This is a genomic window from Arthrobacter sp. YC-RL1 (assembly GCF_001454985.1).
GTDB classification, from domain to species: Bacteria; Actinomycetota; Actinomycetes; order Actinomycetales; family Micrococcaceae; genus Glutamicibacter; species Glutamicibacter soli.
In genome coordinates this window covers 2,003,506-2,022,931 of record NZ_CP013297.1, presented here as the reverse complement: position 1 = coordinate 2,022,931, position 19,426 = coordinate 2,003,506, and the positions used below count along the sequence as shown (strand labels likewise).

The following is a 19,426-nucleotide window of genomic DNA, read 5'->3' as shown; positions in this document are numbered from 1 at the left end:
TTATTCCACCGTTTCCTTCGGCGCCGGGCGCCCGGTGTAGGACTCCAGCAGGCGGCGCTGCAGGGAGAACATCTCTTCCTTCTCCTCGGGCTCCATGTGGTCGAAGCCCATCAGGTGCAGCAGGCCGTGCGTGGCCAGCAGCAGGATCTCGTCATGGGTGCTGTGCCCGCCGGCTTCGGCCTGCGCCTGCGCGACGCTCGGGCAGATCACGATGTCGCCCAAAATCCCCGCCTCCGAGGGGGCGTGCTCGCGCCCGGGGCGCAGCTCGTCCATCGGGAAGCTCATCACGTCGGTGGGGCCCTCCAGGTCCATCCACTCCACATGCAGCGCGCTCATCGCGTCCTCATCCAGGAAGACGATGGACACCTCGGTCTCCGGGTGCAGGTACATGGCGCTCATCACCGACTGCGCCAGCTTGTTCACGTCGGCCAAATCGACGTCGAACTCGGTTTCGTTGTTGACTTCAATGCTCATTGCTTCGCTGCTCACTTCGTATGTCGCGGCCGTTGGCGGCCCTTGCGGCGGTCGTCGTCCCAGCGGTCGTAGGCGGAGACGATGTCAGCGATCAGCCGGTGGCGCACCACGTCGCTGGCGTCCAGCCGGCAGATCGAGATGTCCTCGATGCCCTCCAGCACCTCGCTGGCCATGCGCAGCCCGGAGACCGCGTTGCCCGGCAGGTCGACCTGGGTGACGTCCCCGGTGACCACCATCTTGGAGCCGAAGCCCAGGCGGGTCAGGAACATCTTCATCTGCTCGCTGGTGGTGTTCTGCGCCTCGTCGAGGATGACGAAGGCGTCGTTCAGGGTGCGCCCGCGCATGTAGGCCAGCGGGGCGACCTCGATGGTGCCCGCCTCCAGCAGCCGCGGGATCGAATCCGGATCCACCATGTCGTGCAGCGCATCGTAGAGCGGACGCAGGTAGGGGTCGATCTTCTCGCTCAGGGTGCCGGGCAGGAAACCCAGCTTCTCCCCCGCCTCGACCGCCGGACGGGTCAGGATGATGCGGTTGACCTGCTTGTCCTGCAGCGCCGCGACGGCCATGGCCATGGCCAGGAAGGTCTTGCCGGTGCCTGCCGGGCCGATGCCGAAGGTCACCGTGGAGTCCTCGATGGCATCCACGTAGGATTTCTGGTTCACCGTCTTGGGCCGGATGGAGCGCCCGCGGCCGGAGAGGATCTTCAGCCCCAGCACGTCGGTGGGGGCGTCCCGGTTCCCGGCGCTGAGCATCTTGATGATCTGCTCGATGGTTTCCGCGCTCATCCGCGAGCCGCGCTGCGCCAGCGACCTGGCTTCCTCGGTCACCCGCTGCGCCTTGCGCACCTGGACCGGATCGCCCAGGAGGCTCAGGGTCGACCCGTTGGGGCGGAACTGCACGTCCGGGTAGGCGCCGGTGAGGATGCGCAGCAACTCGTCGTTCGGGCCCAGGGTTGCGATCATCAGCTCGGGAGTCTCGAACGTGATGGCCAGCGTCGCCGGCCCGGTCTCGGATTGCCTCTGGTTCTGTTCAACCTGCATGCAGTGCTTCGTGCCCCTTTTGAGCTCGGAAAATAATAAACTTGCGCAAGTCCAGTCTAGCTAGTCCCCGGCTCCCAACGCGATACGTAGCGCTCCGCCGAGCGCTGAAAATTCTGAAACTAGTATGAAATGAATCTAATCCGAGCAGGTCGCAAAGGTATAGATTTGGTTACGGATTGGTAGGTTTGGCGAATTTCGGCCTCATCGCACACCTTGATGTGTCACGCTATATGAGCGCGCGGAACCACGTTCTCGTTCCGGGCGCCCAAGAATCCCCGCAGAACAGATGGACTGGTCCCAACGTGCAGCAGTGGTACAAGCGCCGAATCCCGCGACGTTTCGCGGCGACCGGCGTCATCGCAGCGGTGGCCCTGGTGGTCGGCTGCGGACTTGCCGCGCGCGACGACAGCTTCGAGATGCCTGCAGACTCCGCCGCCGCGGCGCAGGGTGTCCCGCAGGCCACCGATTCGATGGAACAGGCTTTCCCCGGGCAGAAGATGCCGGTCTACTGGCTGGAGAACACCGACTCGGGGGTCTACCTCTACCGCGAATACGCCACCGACACCCGCCACCAGGAGCCGATCGGCGACGCGATCGCCTACCTGCTCGCCGGGAAGCCGGCCGACCCGGCCTGGTACACGCACCTGAAGTCCACCGACGACGTCGGGGTCTCCATCGACAACCAGAACCTGATCACGCTGGACCTTCCGGCCAAGGTCTTCAGCGCCACGCTCGACGAGGGCCTGTCCGAGCGCGCCATCCAGCAGCTGGTGTTCACCGCGACCGCCGCGGCCTCCAACGCGGGCATCCTGGTCGGCGACACCCCCGCCAGCGTGCGCATCCTGGTCGACGGGAAGCAGAACGCCACCGTCTTCGGCGGATACCGCCTGCAGGACGTCTACCAGCGCGACGCGAAGTACATGGCCCCGATCTGGATCATCGACCCGCAGTTCGGCACCACCACCGCGGCGGGCGCCGTGAAGTTCCACGGCCGCACCTCCAGCTTCGACGGCGGCACCTTCTACTCCCTGCAGGCCAAGGCCGCCGACGGCCAGTCCAAGGTCATTACCGCCGCCAACCGGATCAACGACGAGAGCGTGGAGCCCGACGGATCCTTCACGCTGACCACCCGGCTGCCCGCCGGCAGCTACGCGCTGAGCGTCTGGGGCGAGGAAGCCGGCAGCAAGGCCAAGGTCGGCGAGATCAGCTCCGAGTTCACCGTGCGCTGAGCGCCGGCGCCCACCCAGCACCAAATAAACAGCGGATGCCGCAAACCCCTCGGGGTTCGCGGCATCCGCTGATTAATCCGGCTAGAGCTCGCCGAGCAGGTGGCGCACCAGGACCAGCGCGGCAGGGCCGGCGGTGGAGGCGCGCAGCACATGGCGTCCGAGCAGCGCCGGATGCGCTCCGGCGGCCACGAACGCGTCGAGCTCTGCATCGCTGATGCCGCCCTCGGGGCCGACGACCAGCACCACGCCGGTACCCGGCGCCGCCTCGGGCAGCCAGCCGGACACGGCTTGGGCCACCGAATCCCGCGCCTGCTCGTGCAGCACCAGCACCAGGTCGCCGGCGGCCGCGTGCGCGGAAATCGCCGCGGCCAGCGACTTGCTGGAGACCAGCTCCTTCACCTCGGGTTCGAAGCTGCGCCGGGACTGCTTCTGCGCCGAGCGCACCTGGGCGCGCCACTTGGCAAGCGCCTTGTCCGCCTTCGCCGCGTTCCAGCGCACGATCGAGCGCTCGGCCTGCCACGGGCGGACGGTGAAGACGCCCAGCTCCACGGCGGATTCCACGGCCTGCAGGTCGCGGTCCCCCTTGGACAGCGCCTGGATGAGCGTGGCTGGATGCTCCGGGGGCTGCTCCTGCAGCCGTTCAAGCACGGTCACCGTGAGCAGCTCCTTGGAGGCGGCTGCCACCTCGACCACCAGGCGCAGCCCGGTGCCGTCGAGCAGGTCCAGCTGCTCGCCGGCTTGGGTGCGTTTGACCGCCACCGCGTGGTGCGCCTCCGGCCCGGTCAGCGCCAGGGTGTCGCCCACGCGGGCCTCGGCCCCCTGCTGCGGGTCGATCACGAAACTGTGGTTGCTCATGGCCTAGCGCTGGTTCAGCTTGTCCCGCAGGCGCGAGAACATGCCGCCTGAATGCTCGACGCGTCCGGCGCTCAGCTCTTCGCCGCGCAGCGTGGCCAGCTGCTCGAGCAGCTCGCGCTGGGCGGCGTCCAGCTTGGTCGGGGTCTCCACCTGCAGGTGCACGATGATGTCCCCGCGCTTGCCGCCGCGCAGGCGCGGCACACCCAGGGTCGGCAGGGTCAGGGTGTCCCCGTCCTGGGCCCCCGGCTCCACGTTCAGGGTCTGCTCGCCGTCGAAGGTCTCCAGCTTCAGCTCGCAGCCCAGGGCCGCGGCGGTCATCGGGATGGTCATCTTGGCGTGCAGGTCGTTGCCGGAGCGCTCGAACACCTTGTGGCGGCGCACGTCGACCTCGACGAACAGGTTGCCGTTCGGACCGCCGCCCGGGCCTGCCTCGCCCTGGCCGCGCAGCTGGATGCGGGTGCCCGAATCCACGCCGGCCGGCACGTTCAGCGATTTGGAGACGTGTTCGCGCACGCGGCCCTCGCCGTTGCACTCGATGCAGGGATCCGGGATGGTGGTGCCGAAGCCGTGGCAGGCGGCGCAGGTTTCCACCGTCATCATCTGGCCCAGGAAGGAGCGCACCGGGCGCTGGACCTGGCCAGCGCCGTGGCAGATGGTGCAGGTGACCGGGCTGGTGCCCTCGCGGGTGCCGTCGCCGTGGCAGGTCTTGCAGGTGACGGCAGTTTCCATCTCCAGCGGGTAGACGGTGCCCTTGACGGCGTCTTCCAGGTCGATGGTGATGGTGATCAGCGCGTCGCGGCCCGGCTGGGTGCGGGACATCGGCCCCTGCGCCTGGCCGCCGCCGAAGAACTGCTCGAAGATGTCGCCGAAGCCGCCGAATCCGGCGCCCCCGCCGAAGCCCGGCTGGCCGTTGCCGTTCTCGTCGCCCGTGGCGTCGTAGTTGGCGCGCTTCTTCTCGTCGGAAAGAACCTCGTAGGCGCGGGTGACCAGCTTGAACTGCTCGGCCGCGTCCTCGCTGGGATTCACGTCCGGGTGGAGTTTGCGCGCCAGCTTGCGGTAGGCGCTTTTGATTTCCTGCGGGGTCGCGTCCTTGGCGACACCCAGGGTCTCGTAATGCGAGCTCACGATCTTCGCCGTGTCCTTTCCTTTAAAATTTCACTTCTCAAGTTGTGCTGCGAACCGGCCGCGCGGCTAGTTCGCCAAAATCTTCGACAGGTAGCGGGCCACCGCGCGCACCGAGGCCATGGAGGAGGAATAGTTCATCCTGGTCGGGCCGAGCACGCCGAGCTTGCTGCGCTGGTCGGTGCTGTAGGTGGTGGCGATGACCGCCGCGTCGGTCAGCTGCCCGTAGTGGTTCTCGGTGCCGATGGCCACGGCCAGGCCGCGCGAATCCGCCTCCAGTTCGGAGAACAGCTTCAGCAACACCACCTGCTCCTCCAGCGCCTCGAGCACCGGGGTGATGCTCAGCGGGAAGTCCCCCTCGACGCGGGCCAGGTTCGCGGTGCCGGCCATGACGATGCGCTGCACGTTCGCCGCCTGCGCCATTTCCTCCAGCGACCGCAGCACGCTGCCCACGAGCGGCGTCTCGTGCTGCGCCGGAACCACTGCCTCGTTGCTCAGCGGGCCGACGAGGTCCGCCAGCCGGTGGCCGCCGAAGGAAGTCAGCAGCCACTGCTTGAGGTTGTCCAGCTCCTCGTCCGAGTACGGCCGGGTCACCGCGATCATGCGCTGGTCCACGGTGCCGTTGGAGGCGATCATCACCATCAGCACCTGGCCCGAGCCCAGGCCCACCAGGTCGAGGTTGCGCAGCTCCGCGGTGTCGTAGTGCGGCACCTGGATCATGGCAACCTGGTTGGTCAGCCGGGCCAGCAGGCGCACGGTGCTGTGCAGCATCTCGTCGAGGTCCTGCGAGCTGTCCAGGATCTTGTTGATCGCCTCGCGCTCGGCGCGCGACAGCGGCTTGAGCTCGCCGATCTCGTCCACGAAGCGGCGGTAGCCCTTCTCCGTGGGGATGCGCCCCGAGGAGGTGTGCGGGGCGGCGATCAAGCCCTCCTCTTCGAGCAGGGCCATGTCATTGCGGATGGTGGCGGCGCTGACCCCGAGGTTGTGCCGTTCGCGCAGCGCCTTGGATCCCACGGGCTCGCGGGACTGGACATAGTCCTCCACGATGGCGCGCAACACGTCAAGACGTCGTACTTCGCTCACGAAAACACCTCCCGGGAAACCACGCCCGCACAATTGGCACTCTAACCTGTCAAGTGCCAAGTCTAATACCTTCGGCAGTTGCTAGCATTGGATTTCGAGCGTATTCGATCACAGCGAAAGGCAGTCCGTGTCCAATTTCTCCTGGGGACCGCAAGACCTGAGTGCTTCGGCACCCAAAAAACTCCGCCAGGTGCCCGTTGAACGCGGCATGATCCTGGAAGATGCGGTCTCCGGCTGGGTCGGCGAGGTCGTAAAGACCGAGAAGTCCGGCGGTATGCGCGTGATCGTGCTGGAGGACCGCCACCGCAAGACCCGTTCCTTCCAGGCCGGCTTCGGCTTCCTGCTGGAGGGCGAACCGGTGGAGATCGTCGAACCTGTCGCGAAGGCCAAGGCGCCGAGCACCTTGATCTCCGCCTCCGGCTCGCGCGCGGTGGCAGACCTCAAGGCCCGTACCGCCCGCGCCAGCCGCATCTGGGTCGAAGGCAAGCACGACGCGGAACTGGTCGAGAAGGTCTGGGGCCACGACCTGCGCGTGGAGGGCATCGTCGTCGAACCGCTGCATGGCGTCGACGACCTGGCCGGGGCCATCCGCCAATTCAACCCCTCGCCGACCCGCCGCCTGGGCATCCTGGTCGACCACCTGATTTCCGGAACCAAGGAAGAGCGCATCGTCGCCGAGGCCATGAAGGTCCCCGGGGCTGCGGGCAACGTGCTGATCCTCGGCCACCCGTACGTGGATGTCTGGCAGGCGATCAAGCCGGACACGCTGGGCATCAAGGCCTGGCCGGTCATCCCCCGCGGGACCGACTGGAAAACCGGCGTGCTGCGCGCCTTCGGCTGGCCGCATGCAACCGCCGAGGATATCGGCATCGGCTGGCAGCGGATCCTGTCCACGGTCAAGCACTACGGACAGCTGGAACCGGCGCTATTGGGTAAAGTTGAGGAACTAATCGATTTCCTTACCACGGAAGATTACGGTTTCCTAACAATTGACTAAGATTTGGACTTTCAGGGTGCCATTGGGCGGGGCGTCAGCGGAAGCTCGATATCATGGTGGAGAAGCCGCACCGTAAGACAAGGACATTTCCGTGACATCTCGCCAGGTACCATCATCTGAGAATTCGCGTTTCGAGGGATCAAACGTGTCCGCGCTGCCGCTCTCCCCGTCGGAAGACCGCCAGTGGGCCATGATGGCGCATTTCGGCGCGATCCTCGGCTGCATTCCCTCGGCCATCATCTTCGCCGTCTACCGCGACCGTGGCCCCTTCACCGCCCAGGAATCCAAGGAAGCGTTCAACTTCACCTTCCCGCTGACCATTCTGGCGATCGTGCTGAACATCCTGAACCTGCTGCCGGGCATCGGCTGGCTCTTCGCGGTCATCGCCGTGTGCCTGTGGGTCTTCATGACCCTGATGGGCGCGTATGCCGCGATCCAGGCAAACAAGGGACGCCCCTACCGCTACCCGATCAACCTGCGGTTGATGAAGTAGCGGCAGGGACGCCAGCGCTTGCGAACGTCCTAGAAATCCAGCAGTTCACGCACCACGAGGTCGGCCAGGAGCCGGCCTCTTTGCGTTAGCACGATGCGTCCGGCGAACGCTGCCTTGGCATCGATCAGCTCGTCGGCGATCAACCCGGCGACCTTGGTGCGGCCGGCGGATTCCAGTTCGCTGATCTGCATGCCGGAGCTGAGCCGGGTGAGCAGCATGGTGCGTTCGAGCTGAACTGCCTGCGCGTCAGGGAACTCGCGGCCGTGTCCGGGCGAGATGCCGCCGTCGATGCGCTGCTGGTAGGCGGCCGGGTGCTTGACGTTCCACCAGCGCAGCCCGCCGACATGCGAGTGCGCGCCGGGGCCTGCGCCCCACCAGTCCCCGCCCTGCCAGTAGGCGATGTTGTGGCGGCAGGCATGCTCTTCGCCGCGCGCCCAGTTGCTCACCTCGTACCACTGCAGGCCGGCGGCCTCGAACAGCTGATCGGCCAGCTGGTACTTCTCCGCGTGGTCGTCGTCGTCAATGTCCGGAACCTCGCCGCGGCGGATCTGCGCGGCCAGCTTGGTGCCGTCCTCGATGATCAGCGCATAAGCGGAGATATGGTCCGGCTCGTAGCTCAGCGCGGCCTCGATGCTGGTACGCCAATCCGCCAGCGACTCCCCCGGGGTGCCGTAGATCAGATCGACGCTGACATCCAGCCCTGCTTCGCGGGCCCAGGCCACGGCCTGCGGCACGCGCGCCGGGTCATGGGTGCGCTCGAGCACCTTCAGCACATGCGGCACGGCTGACTGCATGCCGAAGGACACGCGCGTGAACCCGCCGTCGGCCAGCTGACGCAGGCTTTCGCGGCTCACCGAGTCCGGGTTGGCTTCGGTGGTGATTTCAGCGCCGGGCTTGATGCCGAACTCGTCGCGGATCCGGCCGAGCACCGAAACCAGGTCCGAGGCGGGCAGCAGGGTCGGGGTGCCGCCGCCGAAGAAGACCGTGTCGATTTCGCGGTGCGGTACCCCGGAACGGTCAAGCACGCCGCGGGCGAAGCCGATCTCCTGGCCCACCGTGGCAGCGTAGGTGGCCTGGCTGGAGCCATTGCCCAGCTCGGTGGCGGTATACGTGTTGAAATCGCAGTAGCCGCAGCGCACCGTGCAGAACGGAATGTGGACATAAAAGGACATGGTCCGCTCCGCCGCACCGTGCGCGCACGCTGCGGGGAGCAGACCATCGGCCGGAGCCGGATCGCCGTCAGGCAATACTGAGGGCATCTAGCTACTTCTTCTTCGGCTCATCGGTGGACAGCGCGGCGATGAACGCCTCCTGCGGGACCTCCACGCGGCCAACCATCTTCATGCGCTTCTTGCCTTCTTTCTGCTTTTCCAGCAGCTTGCGCTTGCGGCTGATGTCGCCGCCGTAGCACTTGGCAAGCACGTCCTTGCGGATCGCGCGGATGTTCTCGCGGGCGATGATGCGCGAACCGATCGCGGCCTGGATCGGCACCTCGAACTGCTGGCGCGGGATCAGCTCGCGCAGCTTCGAGGTCATCATGGTGCCGTAGCTGTAGGCCTTGTCGCGGTGGGTGATCGCGGAGAACGCGTCGACCGTATCGCCCTGCAGCAGGATGTCGACCTTGACCAGGTCCGCGACCTGCTCGCCGTCGGCCTTCCAGTCCAGCGAGGCGTAGCCGCGGGTGCGGGACTTGAGCTGGTCGAAGAAGTCGAACACGATCTCGGCCAGCGGCAGGTGGTAGCGCATTTCCACGCGGTCCTCGGAGAGGTAGTCCATGCCGCGCATGGTGCCGCGGCGGGACTGGCACAACTCCATGACGGCGCCGATGAACTCGCTCGGGGCCAGGATGGTCGCGGCGACCATCGGCTCGTGCACCTCGAGGATCTTCCCGTCCGGGAATTCCGAGGGGTTGGTCACCGTGATCAGCTGCTTGTCCTCGCCCATGACCTCGTACACCACGTTCGGGGCGGTGGAAATCAGGTCGAGGTTGAATTCGCTTTCAAGGCGCTGGCGGGTGATTTCCAGGTGCAGCAGGCCCAGGAAGCCCACACGGAAGCCGAAGCCCAGGGCCACGGAGGTTTCCGGTTCGTAGATCAGCGCGGCGTCGTTCAGCTGCAGCTTGTCCAACGCGTCGCGCAGCGCCGGGTAGTCGGTGCCGTCCAGCGGGTACAGGCCGGAGAACACCATCGGCTTGGGCTCTTCGTAGCCACCCAGGGAATCGGTGGCGGGCTTCAGCGAGTTGGTGACGGTATCGCCGACCTTCGACTGGCGCACGTCCTTCACGCCGGTGATCAGGTAGCCCACCTCGCCCACTCCCAGGCCCTTGGACGGGATCGGATTCGGGGAGGAGACACCGATTTCCAGCAGTTCGTGGGTGGTGCCGGTGGACATCATCTGGATGCGCTCGCGCGGTTCCAGCTTGCCGTCGACCACGCGAACGTAGGTGACCACGCCGCGGTAGGTGTCGTAGACCGAGTCGAAGATCATCGCGCGGGCCGGGGCGTCGGCCTCGCCGACCGGGGCAGGCAGCTGCTTGATGACTTCGTCCAGCAGCGCCTCGACGCCTTCGCCGGTCTTGCCGGAGACCTTCAGCACTTCCTCAGGCTCGCAGCCGATCAGGTTCGCCAGTTCGGCCGCGTACTTCTCAGGCTGCGCGTTGGGCAGATCGATCTTGTTCAGCACCGGGATGATCGTCAGGTCGCCCTCGATCGCCAGATACAGGTTCGCCAGCGTCTGGGCTTCGATGCCCTGGGCGGCGTCCACCAGCAGGATCGCGCCTTCGCAGGCGGCCAGCGAGCGGGACACCTCGTAGGTGAAGTCCACGTGGCCCGGGGTGTCGATCATGTTCAGGGCGTAGGCCGTGCCGTCGGCCTCCCATGGCATGCGAACCGCCTGGGACTTGATGGTGATGCCGCGCTCGCGCTCGATATCCATGCGGTCCAGGTACTGCGCTTTCATTTCGCGCGCAGAAACCACGCCGGTCAGCTGCAGCATGCGGTCGGCCAGGGTGGACTTGCCATGGTCGATATGCGCGATGATGCAGAAGTTACGGATAAGCGACGGATCGGTCGCGGCAGGCACCGGAGCGGTGCGGGCCAATGGAGACACCTAAACAGACCTCACTAGCAATGAGCAGACATGATTGAATTACGCCTATTCTGTCATGATTTGCGGGTGAGGACATATTCCCCGCGGCGCGCACTGATAGTTTGTGGTGCATGGCATTGAATGCACAGAAGATATTCGACTTCATCCTCCGCGCGGTCAAGGAACTGAGTTCCTCCAGCACCAAGAGCACCAAATCGGGCGGTGCCAAGCCGCAGCGAAGCGGCGCCTCGACCTCCCATCGTCCCGCCGCGCAAAGCGCTCGACCCGCCCACCACGGCCATCGACCCGCCCCGGCGGCGGGCACCAGCACGGACTACCCCGGGGACTTCACCGGAACCGTCCGCTACGACTACAACCCCAGCATGGACGGGGATGCAGACCCGGGAGAGATCGTCTGGGGCTGGGTCCCCTACGAGGAGGACCACTCCCAGGGCAAGGACCGGCCGGTGCTGGTCATCGGGCGCGAGGGCGGATGGCTGCTGGGCCTGATGCTCACCAGCAAGGACAAGAACAACTCGCAGCACCACAACCCGAACTACCTGGACATCGGCACCGGCTCCTGGGATCGCGAACGGCGCCCCAGCGAGGTGAAGCTCGACCGCATCATCCGGCTGTCCCAGAACGCGGTGCGGCGCGAAGGCGCAATCCTCGACGAAGACCGCTTCCGCAATGTGGTGAAGGTCCTAAACAACCGCCGCTGAGCGGTCGCCGTTGGGAGCCCGTTCTGCTAGAGTTAACTCTTGTGTGTCGCGCAGGTTGGGCGACACGCCCCCTTCGGGTCGCCATAGGTGCCCCACACCGCTCAGTCGATGGCCTGAAGGATGAACCCTCTACCGACCGTATAAGACGATAAACGAGAGAGTTTATTAAGTGGCAAACATCAAGTCCCAGAAGAAGCGCATCCTCACCAACGAGAAGGCACGCCTGCGTAACGTAGCTGTCCGCTCCGAGGTCAAGACCGTTATCCGCAGCGTGAACGAAGCTGTGGTTGCCGGTGACAAGGACAAGGCAACCGACGCACTGCGTCTGGCCGGCAAGAAGCTGGACAAGGCTGTTAGCAAGGGTGTTCTGCACAAGAACAACGCCGCTAACCGCAAGTCGGCCCTGGCCAAGAAGGTTAACGCCCTCTAAGCGCAGCTAGACTTTGCAACTCCCCCGGAACTTCGGTTCCGGGGGTTTTGTTTTGCCCTCTGTGTGCTGCACTCCGGGCAACCTGCAGCCGCTGCAGCTGTTCAGCCGGACTACGACGAAGGCGCCGCCAGTTTCTGGCAGCGCCTTGGTGGGTTCAGGCTAGTGGCGCGGGGCCTTGCCCGCGATGAACAGGATCGCGCGTTCCAGTGCGTAGCCCGGCGACCGTCCCCCGCCCTTGACCATGCGGTCGGTCTGCGCGATCGTCTCCACGCAGGCCGCCAGATCCGAGCGCTTCCAGCCGCGGGCCTGCTGCTGCGCCTGCTGCACCTGCCACGGGGCCATGCCCAGCTGGGAAGCCAGCACTGCGGCGGGTTCATTCACGCCCAGCACCTTGGCCAGCTGGCGCACCTTCATGGCCAGCGTGGCGACGATCGGGATCGGGTCGGTTCCGGTGCTCAGCGCGTGGCGCAGCGTGCGCAGCGCAACCTGGGCGTTGCCGGCGATCGCGGCGTCGGCGACCGTGAAGGCAGTGGCTTCCACGCGGCCGCCGTAGTACTTGTCGACCACGTCCTGGTCGATGGTGCCGGTGGTGTCCTGGATCAGCTGCGAGCAGCTGGAGCCGAGCTCGGCCAGCGAATTGCCGACCGCGGCGACCAGGGCCTTGACCGCGTCGTTGGTGATGCGGCGCTTGGCGGCCTTGAACTCGGCGGTGACGAACTCGATCTTCTCCGCGTCCTTCTTCACCGGCTGGCAATTCACGATCACCGCGCCGGCGGCCTTGATGGCGTCCAGCAGCTTCTTGCCGCGGGTGCCGCCCGAGTGGTGCATGATCAGCACGTTCTCCGGCGCCGGGCTCTTCAGGTACGCCAGCGCGTCCTTCAGGAAGTACTCGTTCATGCTCGCCAGGTCGTGGATCTCGACCAGGTTCGCGGTGGAGAACAGCGAGGCGCTGGTGGCCAGCAGCAGCTCACCGGGCTCGTAGCTCTGCGCGTTCAGCCGGGTGTGCGCGATGTCCTCGCGGGAGGCGGCTTGGGCGCGCAGCAGTTCGAAGGCCCGGGAGGCGAGGTACTGCTCCGAGCCGGAGAGCAGGATCAGCGGCTGCGGGGTGAGGTCTCGCCAAGAGATCCCGGGATTGGCCTGGGCGCGTGCCATCGAACTCCTTAGTGCTGGGGCAATACTTCGATCCTACCGAACCGGCGCCCCCAGCGAGGCCGCGTGCACGCCGTCGGCATCCAATGTGAGCAGAACGGTGCCCAGCTGGTCGGTGCGCAGCACCTGGGCGCCCAGGCGCTGCGCGGTGTCGATGATGCCCTGGTTGGGGTGCCCGTAGGTGTTCTCCGCGCCCACCGAGACCAGGAACACCCGGGGCCGGGCGGCCTCGATCAGCTCCTGCCCGCCGTTGCGGGCGCCGTGGTGCGAGGCCTTGAGGATCGTGGCGTTCCCCTGCGGGCTGGCGGCGAGCAGCCGGTGCATGGCATGCTCCTCCATGTCCCCGGCGGTGAGGAAGTCGATCTGCCGGTCCCCGCGGGTGAAGCTCAAGCGCAGCACCAGCGAGATGTCGTTCGGCTCGGCCCCCGGCACCAGGGCGGGATCCGGCCCGATGACCCGGTAGGACACGCCGTGCCCCTGCCCGGTGTCCCCCGGAACCAGCACCCGGTGCGGCTGCCAGAGCGCCTCGGGGAAGCCGGCGGAGACCAGGCGCTCCCCCAGCGTGATGCCCGAGGACTCCAGCTCCGGCACGCCGCCGAAGTGGTCGGCGTCCTGGTGGGTCATGAACACCTTGCTCAGCGTGGTGATGCCCAGCTGACGCAGGCAGCCGGAGACCCCGCCGCCCGGCGGCCCGGCGTCGATGAGCCAGCCGGAGGATTCGCCATCGCGGACCACCAGCGCGTCGCCCTGCCCGACGTCGCACATGGCGATGGTCCACGGATCGTGCAGCGGGGGCTTCCAGAACAGCGTCGCCGGCAGCACCAGCGCGGCCAGGAACACCGCCAGCACCCCGAGCAGCGCCAGGCAGGTGCGGCGCACGCGCAGCCGCTCGGTCTGGCTGCCGGAGATGAGCAGCACGCAGAAGACCACCGCGATGCCCGCAGCGACGACGATGCCCGGCAGCCCCTCGGGCCACGGGCGGCTGGCCCCGGGAAGCCGCACTGCCAGGTGGGCGAGCTGCCCGATCGCCTCGGCCGGCCAGCCGATCAGCCAGGCCAGGACGTGCGCTGCGCCGGGAATCACGGTGCACAGCAGCAGCGCGGCCACCCCGAGCGCCGTGATCACCGGCAGCAGCGGGGCCGCGAGCAGGTTCGCCGGCAGCGAGTAGAGGCTGAAGTCGGCGTTCAGCGCGATCACCACCGGCAGGCAGGTGAACTGGGCTGCGACGCAGATGGCCGTGGGTTCGGCCAGCAGCGCGGGCAGGATGCGTGCTGCCAGTTCGGCCAGCGGCGGGGCAAGCATGATGATGCCGGCGGTGGCAAGCACCGACAACGCGTACGCCGGCTCGGCGGCCAGCGATCGGTCCACGAGCAGCAGCACGGCGGCGCTGAGCCCCAGGATGCCCAGCGAGCCCTGGCCGCGCCCGGAGAGCAGCGAGAACACCGCGATCGTGCCCATCAGGCCGGCGCGCAGCACGCTGGGATCGGGCCCCACGAAGGCGACGAACAGCCCCAGCCCGGCGGCCATCAGCACCCCGGTCAGCACCCGGGGCACGGCGAACAGCCGCAGCAGCACCATCAGCATCGAGCCGACCAGGGCGATGTTCGACCCGCTGACCGCTGTCAGGTGGCTCAGCCCGCTGCCCTTCATCGCCTCGCCCAGGGCCTGGTCCTGCCCGGAGCGGTCCCCGTAGAGCATGCCAGGCAGCAGCGCCCTGGCGTTCGGCGGCAGCCCGACCAGCTGCGCGGCGAAGCGCTCCTTGAGATTCGAGGCGGGGGTGGGCGGCTGCCAGCTGGTGACCTTCGGCTCGCTGTCGGCCCGGGCCCACCAGGTGAAGCTGCCGGAGTCCTGCGCCGGCTGCAGCGAGGCGATCACGGTGAACTCCCGCGCGTGGCCCGGCAGCGGGGCGGCCAGGGCCAGGTAGATCGGGATCGGGCACCGCTGCCAGTGCCCGCGGTGCTGGTAGCCGGTCAGCAGGGCGGCGCCGGCGACCCCGCCGCCGTCGGCGGGCCGCGGCGGGTCCTCGAAGTGCGCGGTGATGCGGCGCTGCTGGTCCCCTGGTTCGGGCAGGGTGCATTCGGCGGCGCCGAGGTTCGTGCCGAGCACCGCCAGCGCGCCGAGCAGCAGCACCAGCGGGCCGGTGAACCACGGGGCCGCATGCGGCGCGTCGTGCCGGGCGCGCAGCAGCAGCGCGAACAGCCCGGCGAAGGCGCCCAGCAGGGCCAGCACCGCCCACCCCGGGGGCTGCAGCAGCGCGGCGAGCCAGGCCCCGGCAAGCAGCCACAGCCCGCGGAAGTCGGTGCGCACTACAAGCACCTCATGGCTGCACCAGCTCGCGCAGGTTGCCCAGCACCGCCGGGCCGATGCCGGAGACCGCGTCCAGCTCCTCCACGGAGGCGAACGGCCCATGGGCTTCGCGGAAGTCGATGATGCGTTGGGCCAGCGCGGGCCCGATGCCCGGCAATTCCTGCAGCTGCTGCGCGTCGGCGCTGTTCAGCGAGATTTTCCCGCCGGCTGCGCCGCCGTCCGTGCCATGCACCGGAGCGCTGGAGCCGGCGGCGGAGGGCGGGGCGGCCTGGGCGTCCGCGCTGCCGGGCAGCACGATCTGCTGGCCGTCGGCCAGCCGGGCGGCGAGATTCAGCAGTTCGGGGCGGGCGGTGCGCCGCATGCCGCCGGCCGCCTCCAGCGCGTCGACGATGCGCGCCCCGGCGGGCAGGGTGTACACCCCGGGCTTCTTCACCGCACCCACCACGTGCACGGTCACCGCGCCCTCGGAGTTCCCCGGCGCGGCGGTGCCCGAAGGCAGGGCGCCAGCAGCCGCCGTGCTCGGCGTTGCGGAGGCGGGCGGCGGCGAGGGGTCGGAGACCAGCGGCACGGTCTCAAGCTGCGTGGTGGTCGGCGGCGGGGCCAGCAGGATGGATAGCCCGATCCAGGCCAGCACCACCAGCACCAGCACGAGCACCGCCACGCGGCTCACGGCAAAACGCAGCCGCGAGGCACGTGGCGCGTACCTGCTGAAGAAGTCATGGCGCCCCATGGACCCCAGTCTGGGCTAGCCGGAGGCCGCAGGCCCCTGGTGCGGCGCGGGCTGTGGATACAGCGGGGCCACTGCCACGCCGAGCACCCCCATGCCGGTGTGCGCGGCCAGCACCGCCGGCAGCGACTCGATGAGCACCTCGCCCTCGCAGTAGGGGTTCAGCTCGGTGGCGATCTCGGTGGCAAGTTCCGCGGCGCCGAAGTGCATCACGCCCAGCCGCACCGGGCCCGTCGCCGCGGCGGCGTCGCGCTGGGCCAGGGCCACCAGTCGCGCCTGGGCGCGAGCGAAGGAGCGCGGCTTCTCCAGCGGGGCGATCACCCCGCCGGCGATGCCCAGGATCGGCTTGACGTTCAGCAGGTTGCCGAACACCGAGGACACCGCGCTGATCCGCCCGCCGCGGCGCAGCTGCTCCAGGGAGGGCACCGCGAAGTACACGCGGTTCACCGCCGCGCCGGAGGCGATCTGCTCCAGCAGGCCCAGCCCGGCGCCGGCGTCGCGCGCGGCGAGCACGTCGGCCACCGCGAAGCCCTGGGCCATGGCCACGGTGCGCGAATCGATCACGCTCACCGGCACCGGCGCCTCGGAGGCGGCCAGCCGGGCGGCGTCGACGGTTCCGGACAGCCCCGCCGAGAGGTGGATGGAGATGACCGCCTGGCAGCCGGCCTCGGCCAGCTGGCGGTAGGCGCGGGCGAACTCGCCGGGGGCCGGGCGCGAGGTCTTCACCGCCTGCCCCATGGCAAGGCCCATCATCAGCGCGGTCGTGTCCTCGCCGTGCACATGGTCGTCCACGATGATCGGGATGCCCAGCTGGATGAAGTCCGGGGCCTGCAGCAGGGCCGGCGGCAGGCAGGAGGCCGAATCGGTCACCACCCCGATCCGGGTGCCAGAAAGCCCACGCGGGGCCAGCAGCTTGTGCAGCCAGCCCGTGCGTGGGCTCTTGGATCGCTCAGTCATGTCTTGAGCTTACGGTACGCGTCGGGCCGGACCTACGGCGCCGGGACCACGTTCACGAGCTTCGGGGCGCGCACGATCACCTTCAGCGGCGCCTTCCCGTCGAGCATGCGCACGACGGCCTCGTGGGCCAGCGCCTGCTCGCGCAGCGCGTCCTCGGAGATGTCCACCGGGACCTCAAGGCGCGCGCGCACCTTGCCCTTGATCTGCACCACGGCGGTGACGGTGTCATCCACCAGCAGCGACTCGTCCACGTCCGGCCAGGCGCTGGTCACGACGCTCGGGGCGTAGCCCAGCGCCTGCCACATGTCCTCGGCGGTGTACGGGGCGAATAGGCTCAGCAGCTGGGCGACCACGGTCGCGGCCTCGCGCACCGACGGATCGGCCGCGCCGGCGCCCGAGTCGATGGTCTTGCGGGTGGCGTTGACCAATTCCATGGTCTTGGCGATCACCACGTTGAACTTGCCCGAATCCAGCAGCGCGGCGGACTCGTGCACGGTGCGGTGGGTGACCTGGCGCAGCGCCTTGTCCCCTGCCGCGTAGTCCACGCCCGGGGCGCTGGCCACGTCCTGGGCCACGCGCCAGGCGCGGGCCAGGAACTTCTGCGAACCGTACGGCGAGACGTCGGCCCAGTCCACGTCGTCCTCCGGAGGGGAGGCGAACACCATGGTCAGGCGCACCGCGTCCACGCCGAACTTGTCCAGCTGCTGGCCCAGGTCCACGCCGTTGCCCAGCGACTTGCTCATGGCCTTGCCGCCGTTGAGCACCTGGCCCTGGTTCAGCAGCGCGCTGAACGGCTCCTGCACGTCGATCAGGCCCAGGTCGTAGATGACCTTGGTGAAGAAGCGGGAGTACAGCAGGTGCAGGATCGCGTGCTCGACGCCGCCGACGTACTGCCCCACCGGCATCCAGTCGCGCACGGCCTTCGGGTCGAACGGGCCTTCGGTGTAGTTCGGGGACACGAAACGCAGGAAGTACCAGGAGGAGTCCACGAAGGTGTCCATGGTGTCGGTGTCGCGCTTCGCGGCGCCGCCGCAGCTCGGGCACGCCACGTTGACCCAGTCCTCTGCAGCTGCCAGCGGGCTGGTGCCCTTCGGGGACAGCTGCTCGCCGCGCAGGTCATCGGGCAGGCGCACCGGCAGCTGATCCTCGGGAACCGGCACCTCGCCGCAGGCCTCGCAGTGGATGATCGGGATCGGGGTGCCCCAGAAGCGCTGGCGGGACAGCAGCCAGTCGCGCAGGCGGAAGTTCACGGTGTGCTCGCCGGTGCCGGCGGCCTGGACGATCTCGATGGCCTTGGCGATCGCGTCGGCCTTCTCCAGGCCGTCCAGCTCACCGGAGTTCACCAGCTTGCCCTCGCCGGCGGTGGCGATGCCGGTCTCGTTCGGGTCTTCCAGCCCGGTTTCGACGACCACGCGCACCGGCAGGTCGAAGGTGCGGGCGAAGTCCAGGTCGCGCTGGTCGTGCGCGGGCACTGCCATGATCGCGCCGGTGCCGTAGTCGGCCAGCACGTAGTCGGCGGCCCAGATCGGCAGCTTTTCCCCCGAGAGCGGGTTGATGCCAAAGCGCCCGGTGAACACGCCGGTCTTCTCGCGCTCGGTGGACTGGCGCTCGATCTCGGACAGCGCCTTGACCTGCTCCTGGTAGGCTTCCAGGGCTTCGCGGTGCTCGTCGGTGACCAGTTCTCCGGCCAGGTCCGCGTCCGCGGCGACCACCATGAAGGTCGCGCCGTACAGGGTGTCCGGGCGGGTGGTGAAGACCGGGATCTTCACCGCAGGCTTCTCATCGTGCGCCTCGATCTCGAAGGTCACCTCGGCGCCTTCGGAGCGGCCGATCCAGTTCTTCTGCATCAGCAGCACGCGCTCGGGCCAGTGGCCCTTGAGCTGCTCCATGTCCTCCAGCAGGCGGTCGGCGTAGTCGGTGATCTTGAAGTACCACTGGTTCAGCGACTTCTTGGTCACCTGCGTGCCGCAGCGTTCGCAGGCGCCGTTGACGACCTGCTCGTTGGCCAGCACGGTCTGGTCCTTCGGGCACCAGTTCACCGGGTGGTCCTTGCGGTAGGCCAGGCCCTTCTCGTAGAACTTGGTGAACAGCCACTGGGTCCAGCGGTAGTACTCCGGATCCGAGGTGTGCAGGCGGCGGTCCCAGTCGGCGGAGATGGCGTAGCGCTTGAAGCTGGCGGCCTGGGTGTCGATGTTGGTGTAGGTCCAGTCCGAGGGGTGCGCGTTGTTCTTGATCGCTGCGTTTTCCGCGGGCAGGCCGAAGGAGTCCCAGCCGATCGGGTGCATGACATCGTAGCCGCGCAAGCGCCAGTACCGAGCCACGACGTCGCCCATGGCGAAGGCCTCGGCGTGGCCCATGTGCAGGTCGCCCGAGGGGTAGGGGAACATGTCCAGGACGTAGCGGCGTTCACGCGTGCCGTCGTCGGCCGGCTTGAACACCTCTAGCTCGTCCCAAACCGGTAGCCACTTGGACTCAATGTCCTTGAAGTCGTAGGTTCTGGTCTCGTTCGTCGATGATGTCACTGAGCTCTTCTCACAGATTCGCGGAAAAATTTCCTGACGGAAAACTGGTTTCTGCTTCCAGACACAACAAAAGCCCCCAAATTTCCACTCGGGGGTACGGCCGTCAGGCCGCTCTTAGACTAGGTCGCGCTGGGAATACATAGGGTGATTCTATCGCACCCCGGGCGGTGCATGCCGCATCGATGAAGCGCAAGCTTGCCCACAGTCCGCGCCGCGGCACCTTCGCGCCTGA

At 67.8% G+C, this 19,426-nt stretch carries 17 protein-coding genes; 5 read left to right on the top strand and 12 right to left on the bottom strand.

What is annotated here, in order from left to right; translation table 11 throughout:
* Together ybeY and ATC04_RS09440 are read right to left on the bottom strand one after the other, a co-directional pair.
* A complete protein-coding gene (gene ybeY, locus ATC04_RS09445) occupies window positions 1-474 on the bottom strand; it encodes an rRNA maturation RNase YbeY (protein ID WP_047119142.1) in 474 nt (157 codons plus the stop codon).
* An 11-nt stretch (window positions 475-485) separates the two neighbouring features.
* Window positions 486-1,514 carry a PhoH family protein gene (locus ATC04_RS09440; protein ID WP_047119143.1) on the bottom strand — a complete coding sequence of 343 codons (1,029 nt, stop codon included), beginning with the start codon at window positions 1,512-1,514 and terminating at the stop codon, window positions 486-488.
* Window positions 1,515-1,816: 302 nt separating this feature from the next.
* Here ATC04_RS09440 and ATC04_RS09435 point away from each other — a divergent pair, with 302 nt between their 5' ends.
* Window positions 1,817-2,743: a GerMN domain-containing protein gene (locus ATC04_RS09435; protein WP_052772368.1), complete on the top strand. Its 927-nt coding sequence runs from the start codon at window positions 1,817-1,819 to the stop codon at window positions 2,741-2,743.
* Between the two features lie 81 nt (window positions 2,744-2,824).
* On the opposite strand, the gene ATC04_RS09430 is transcribed toward ATC04_RS09435, so the two are convergent.
* The 3 genes from ATC04_RS09430 to hrcA all read right to left on the bottom strand — a co-directional run bounded on the left by ATC04_RS09430 (window position 2,825) and on the right by hrcA (window position 5,803).
* On the bottom strand, window positions 2,825-3,598 hold the full coding sequence (locus ATC04_RS09430; RefSeq protein ID WP_047119144.1) for a 16S rRNA (uracil(1498)-N(3))-methyltransferase: 774 nt from the start codon (window positions 3,596-3,598) through the stop codon (window positions 2,825-2,827).
* A 3-nt stretch (window positions 3,599-3,601) separates the two neighbouring features.
* Window positions 3,602-4,723, bottom strand: a complete 1,122-nt coding sequence (gene dnaJ, locus ATC04_RS09425) for a molecular chaperone DnaJ (protein WP_047119145.1) — start codon at window positions 4,721-4,723, stop codon at window positions 3,602-3,604.
* A gap of 66 nt (window positions 4,724-4,789) precedes the next feature.
* Complete coding sequence (gene hrcA, locus ATC04_RS09420; RefSeq protein ID WP_047119146.1) at window positions 4,790-5,803, bottom strand: heat-inducible transcriptional repressor HrcA; 1,014 nt, start codon at window positions 5,801-5,803, stop codon at window positions 4,790-4,792.
* A gap of 127 nt (window positions 5,804-5,930) precedes the next feature.
* On the opposite strand from hrcA, the gene ATC04_RS09415 reads away from it, so the two are divergent.
* Together ATC04_RS09415 and ATC04_RS09410 are read left to right on the top strand one after the other, a co-directional pair.
* Window positions 5,931-6,800, top strand: coding sequence for a DUF3097 domain-containing protein (locus ATC04_RS09415; RefSeq protein WP_047119147.1), 870 nt, complete (start codon window positions 5,931-5,933; stop codon window positions 6,798-6,800).
* 145 nt (window positions 6,801-6,945) lie between these two features.
* Window positions 6,946-7,293 (top strand): DUF4870 domain-containing protein, encoded by a 348-nt coding sequence (locus tag ATC04_RS09410; protein WP_231735948.1) that lies wholly within the window; start codon window positions 6,946-6,948, stop codon window positions 7,291-7,293.
* 29 nt (window positions 7,294-7,322) lie between these two features.
* Here the strand turns inward: ATC04_RS09410 and hemW are convergent, their stop codons facing one another.
* Both hemW and lepA read right to left on the bottom strand, forming a co-directional pair.
* Complete coding sequence (gene hemW / locus ATC04_RS09405; RefSeq protein WP_047119149.1) at window positions 7,323-8,552, bottom strand: radical SAM family heme chaperone HemW; 1,230 nt, start codon at window positions 8,550-8,552, stop codon at window positions 7,323-7,325.
* A 4-nt stretch (window positions 8,553-8,556) separates the two neighbouring features.
* The gene (lepA, locus tag ATC04_RS09400) at window positions 8,557-10,401 is read right to left on the bottom strand and encodes a translation elongation factor 4 (protein ID WP_047119150.1); all 1,845 of its coding nucleotides are present in this window, start codon (window positions 10,399-10,401) and stop codon (window positions 8,557-8,559) included.
* A gap of 110 nt (window positions 10,402-10,511) precedes the next feature.
* On the opposite strand from lepA, the gene ATC04_RS09395 reads away from it, so the two are divergent.
* Together ATC04_RS09395 and rpsT are read left to right on the top strand one after the other, a co-directional pair.
* Window positions 10,512-11,102, top strand: a complete 591-nt coding sequence (locus tag ATC04_RS09395) for a type II toxin-antitoxin system PemK/MazF family toxin (RefSeq protein WP_047119151.1) — start codon at window positions 10,512-10,514, stop codon at window positions 11,100-11,102.
* Between the two features lie 169 nt (window positions 11,103-11,271).
* Window positions 11,272-11,532: a 30S ribosomal protein S20 gene (gene rpsT / locus ATC04_RS09390; protein WP_047119152.1), complete on the top strand. Its 261-nt coding sequence runs from the start codon at window positions 11,272-11,274 to the stop codon at window positions 11,530-11,532.
* Between the two features lie 159 nt (window positions 11,533-11,691).
* On the opposite strand, the gene holA is transcribed toward rpsT, so the two are convergent.
* The 5 genes from holA to leuS are packed head-to-tail and all read right to left on the bottom strand — an operon-like array spanning window position 11,692 to window position 19,194.
* Window positions 11,692-12,684 (bottom strand): DNA polymerase III subunit delta, encoded by a 993-nt coding sequence (gene holA, locus ATC04_RS09385; RefSeq protein ID WP_047119153.1) that lies wholly within the window; start codon window positions 12,682-12,684, stop codon window positions 11,692-11,694.
* A 33-nt stretch (window positions 12,685-12,717) separates the two neighbouring features.
* A complete protein-coding gene (locus ATC04_RS09380) occupies window positions 12,718-14,988 on the bottom strand; it encodes a ComEC/Rec2 family competence protein (protein WP_047119154.1) in 2,271 nt (756 codons plus the stop codon).
* 10 nt (window positions 14,989-14,998) lie between these two features.
* A complete protein-coding gene (locus ATC04_RS09375; RefSeq protein ID WP_047119155.1) occupies window positions 14,999-15,718 on the bottom strand; it encodes a ComEA family DNA-binding protein in 720 nt (239 codons plus the stop codon).
* 15 nt (window positions 15,719-15,733) lie between these two features.
* A complete protein-coding gene (locus ATC04_RS09370; protein ID WP_047119156.1) occupies window positions 15,734-16,672 on the bottom strand; it encodes a DegV family protein in 939 nt (312 codons plus the stop codon).
* Between the two features lie 32 nt (window positions 16,673-16,704).
* On the bottom strand, window positions 16,705-19,194 hold the full coding sequence (gene leuS, locus ATC04_RS09365) for a leucine--tRNA ligase (protein WP_197413526.1): 2,490 nt from the start codon (window positions 19,192-19,194) through the stop codon (window positions 16,705-16,707).
* Between the last annotated feature and the right edge of the window lie 232 nt (window positions 19,195-19,426).